This window comes from Micrococcus sp. HMSC31B01, from assembly GCF_001816085.1.
GTDB classification, from domain to species: Bacteria; Actinomycetota; Actinomycetes; order Actinomycetales; family Micrococcaceae; genus Micrococcus; species Micrococcus luteus.
Genome location: NZ_KV825059.1, coordinates 1 through 3,392 on the forward strand (window position 1 = coordinate 1; position 3,392 = coordinate 3,392).

The 3,392-nt window shown below is 72.6% G+C and carries 2 protein-coding genes, 2 tRNA genes and 1 pseudogene; 1 reads left to right on the forward strand and 4 read right to left on the reverse strand.

Going from position 1 to position 3,392, the window contains the following annotated elements; all coding sequences use genetic code 11:
* Positions 1-29 precede the first annotated feature (29 nt).
* From tig to HMPREF3105_RS04655, 3 genes are all read right to left on the reverse strand, one after another.
* Complete coding sequence (gene tig / locus HMPREF3105_RS04645; RefSeq protein WP_036316981.1) at positions 30-1,484, reverse strand: trigger factor; 1,455 nt, start codon at positions 1,482-1,484, stop codon at positions 30-32.
* A gap of 42 nt (positions 1,485-1,526) precedes the next feature.
* Positions 1,527-1,600: transfer RNA gene (locus HMPREF3105_RS04650), tRNA-Pro, on the reverse strand.
* Between the two features lie 83 nt (positions 1,601-1,683).
* Positions 1,684-2,577 carry an SDR family oxidoreductase gene (locus HMPREF3105_RS04655; RefSeq protein ID WP_036316872.1) on the reverse strand — a complete coding sequence of 298 codons (894 nt, stop codon included), beginning with the start codon at positions 2,575-2,577 and terminating at the stop codon, positions 1,684-1,686.
* 76 nt (positions 2,578-2,653) lie between these two features.
* On the opposite strand from HMPREF3105_RS04655, the gene HMPREF3105_RS04660 reads away from it, so the two are divergent.
* Positions 2,654-2,724, forward strand: a tRNA-Gly gene (locus HMPREF3105_RS04660).
* A 122-nt stretch (positions 2,725-2,846) separates the two neighbouring features.
* On the opposite strand, the pseudogene HMPREF3105_RS04665 reads toward HMPREF3105_RS04660, so the two are convergent.
* A pseudogene (locus HMPREF3105_RS04665) lies at positions 2,847-3,392 on the reverse strand (Fpg/Nei family DNA glycosylase); the annotation flags it as partial.

Sequence of the window (3,392 nt, forward strand, 5' to 3'; positions counted from 1 at the left end):
CGGCGGGGGTGCGTCCCCACCGGCCGGGATCAGGCCTGCTCGGCCGCCTCGGCGTCGTCGGCCTGCTCGGCCGGGGCCTTCTTGGCCGTCGACTTCTTCTTGGCCGGGGCCTTCTCGGCGGGCTTCTCCTCCGCCTCGTCGGCGCCCTCGGCCTCGGCGCCCTCGGCCTCAGCGTCGAGGGCCTCCTGGCCGCCCGGGGTCACGAACGCCGTCAGGTCCACGGCCTTGCCGTCGGTGTCGGTGACCTCGGCGTACTCGAGGACCTTGGCCAGGGCCTTGCGGCGGCGGACCTCGCCCATGATCATCGGGATCTGCCCGCCCTGGTCGAGCATCATGGCGAACTGGTTCGGGTCCATGCCGTACTCGGAGGAGGTGGCGATGATGTACTCGATCAGCTCACCCTGGTCGACCGTGACCTCCTCGGCCTCGGCGACCTCGTCCAGGATGACCTCGTTGGCGAACGCCTCGCGGGTGTTCTGCTCGAGCTCGGCACGGTGCTCGGCGGTGTCGTGGTCGTCGCCCGCGGTGTGGCCGCCGGCGGAGAAGTGCTGCTCGACCTGCTCGGCGATGACGCCGTCCGGCACCGGGACCTCGACGAGCTTGGCCAGCTCCTCGAGGACCTTGTCGCGGGCCTCGACGCCCTGGCGGTTCACGGCCTCCTCGGCGGCCTGCTTCTTCAGGTCCTCCTTGAGCTCGGCGATGGTGTCGAACTCGGAGGCCAGCTGGGCGAACTCGTCGTCGGCCTCGGGCAGCTCGCGCTCCTTGACGGCCGTCAGCTCCAGCTTGACCACGGCGGTCTCGCCGTCGTGCTCGCCGCCGTTGAGCGTGGTCTCGAAGGTGGCGTCCTCGCCGGCGGACAGGCCGTCGAGGGCCTCGTCGATGCCCTCGAGCATGGTGCCGGCGCCCACCTGGTAGGACAGGCCCTCGGCCTGGTCGACCTGCTCGCCGTCGACCGTGGCGGTCAGGTTCATCGTGACGAAGTCGTCCTGGGCGGCCGGGCGGTCCACATCCTTGAGGGAGCCGAAGCGCGAGCGCAGGGCGTCGAGGGCCTTCTGCTCGTCCTCCTCGGTGGCCTGGGCGGGCTCCACCGTCACCTTGAGGCCCTTGTAGTCGGGCAGCTCGATGGTCGGGCGCACGTCGAACTCGGCGGTGAAGGCCACCGGGCCCTCGGCGTTCTCCGCGTCCGGGGTGGCGGTCACGTCGACCTCGGGGCGGGAGATCGGCGTGACCTCGGCCTCGGCGATGGCGGCGGAGAACCAGGTGTTCAGGCCCTCGTTGACGGCCTGGTCCACGACGATCTCGCGGCCGAAGCGCTGCTCGATCAGGCGCGCCGGGATCTTGCCCTTGCGGAAGCCCGGGATCTGGACCTGGTTGGCGATGTCCTTGAACGCCTTGTCCAGGGCGGGCTTCACCTCCTCGAACGGCACCTCGACGGTCAGCTTGACGCGGGTCGGGCTGAGGTTCTCTGCGGTGGACTTGACCACGGATGACTCCTGTTGGTGGTGGTGGATGGTCTTGACGTCGAGTCGGGGTGACAGGATTTGAACCTGCGGCCTCACGCTCCCAAAGCGCGCGCTCTACCAAGCTGAGCTACACCCCGCCGTCGTCCCCGACGCCGGCGGGCTCACGCGGTGGAGGCTCGCCGGACACCCGAGGGACTGCCCGAGGGCAGACTGTGGAATCCTAGCGCGCCGTCTCGCGCCCCGCGAAAAGCCGCGACCGCCGGCCCGTGAAGCCGTCCATCGTGGCGTTGACCCCGAGGACGTCCATCGCGCGGTCGAAGACGGGCGCCGGCAGGGCGCGCAGGGGCGCGATCAGACCGACGGCGCGCGGCAGCAGCAGGCGGGTGCGGCCGGCCTCGACGGCGTCCAGCACCTCCTGCGCCACGTGGCGCGGATCCAGCACGGGCAGCAGCCAGGGCACCCGGCTGCGCACGCCCGCGAACATCCCGGTGTCGATGTAGAAGGGGCAGACGGCGAGGGAGGTGACGCGGCTGCCGTCCTTGCGCAGCTCCGCGGCGAGGGACTCGGCGAAGCCGACCGCGGCGTGCTTGGTGGCGGAATAGTCCGTCTGGCGCGCGACGCCGACCAACCCCGCGGCCGAGGCCACCGTGACCACGGCCCCGCGGTCCCGGGCCCGCATTCCGGGCAGGACCGCCCGGGTCAGCCAGTACGGCGCGAGTGCGTTCACCTCGAAGGTGCGGCGGATGCCCTCCTCCGTGGCGTCCTCGAGGCGCACGCCCGTCACGACGCCCGCGTTGTTCACGGCGACGTCCACCTCTCCGGCGCGGGCGGCGGCGGCCTCGACGGCGGCCGCGTCCGTCACGTCCACGCGCTCGGCCTGGGCGTCCGCGCCCTGAGACCGGATCTCGGCGGCGACGGCCTCAGCCCCCTGCAGGTCGAGGTCCCAGACGACGACGCGGCCCGCGCCGCGGCGGGCGGCCCCCAGGGCGATCAGTCGACCGATGCCGGACGCGCCGCCCGTCACGAGGACGGTGGCGCCGCGCAGGGACAGGGGACGACGGCCGGCGAGGGCGGACGCGGCCCTGCGGAGGGCGGGACGGGAGCCGTGCATCATGCCTCTTCCCCCACGGCCGACGCGGGCCCGCCGTGATACGGTGTCAGCCGCTGGTCCGCGCCGAGCGCGGCCCCGCGGGGATGTAGCTCAATGGTAGAGCCCCAGTCTTCCAAACTGGCTACGCGGGTTCGATTCCCGTCATCCCCTCCGGACCTCATGAGCCGGGTCATCGTGTGCACACGATGGCCCGGCTCATGGCTTTCTCGGGTGCGTCGTCGTCCGCGCCGGTGCCTTGACCGCTGTGCCCGGTCGGGCCTGCTACAGGCCCCTCAGCTCTGACAGGTGAGGCACCGGTAGAGCTTCCGGGCCGCCATCTCCTCCACCACGATCGTCTCGCGCCCGCACACGAGGCAGGCCAGGCCCTGCCGCTGGTACACGTAGTTCGCGTGCTCGGGCCAGGCCGATTCGGCAGGGATCCCCGGCCGGTGCTCGGGCCGCGTGGTGACGATCCGCCCGAGCCGCACGCCCTCCCGCATGAGCGCGGCGTTGTCCGCCCAGAGGAATGCCAGGTCCGACGCGGAGACCTCCCGGGCCGGCCGCCACGGGTCGATGCCGGCGCGGAACAGCGCCTCGGCCCGGAAGATGTTGCCGATCCCGCTGACGGCCGCCTGGTCCATCAGCACGACGCCGATCGGCCGCCGTGTCCGCCGGGCGAGGTCGTAGAACGGCGCGGGATCGTCGTCGCTCAGCGGATCCGGGCCCAGGCCGGCGACGACGTCGGCAGCCTCGGCCGGAGTGAGCGCGCGGCACCGGCTCGCGCCGATCAGGTCGGCCCAGCCGTGCTCGGCGCGCAGTCGCAGCCGGACCGTGGCGGC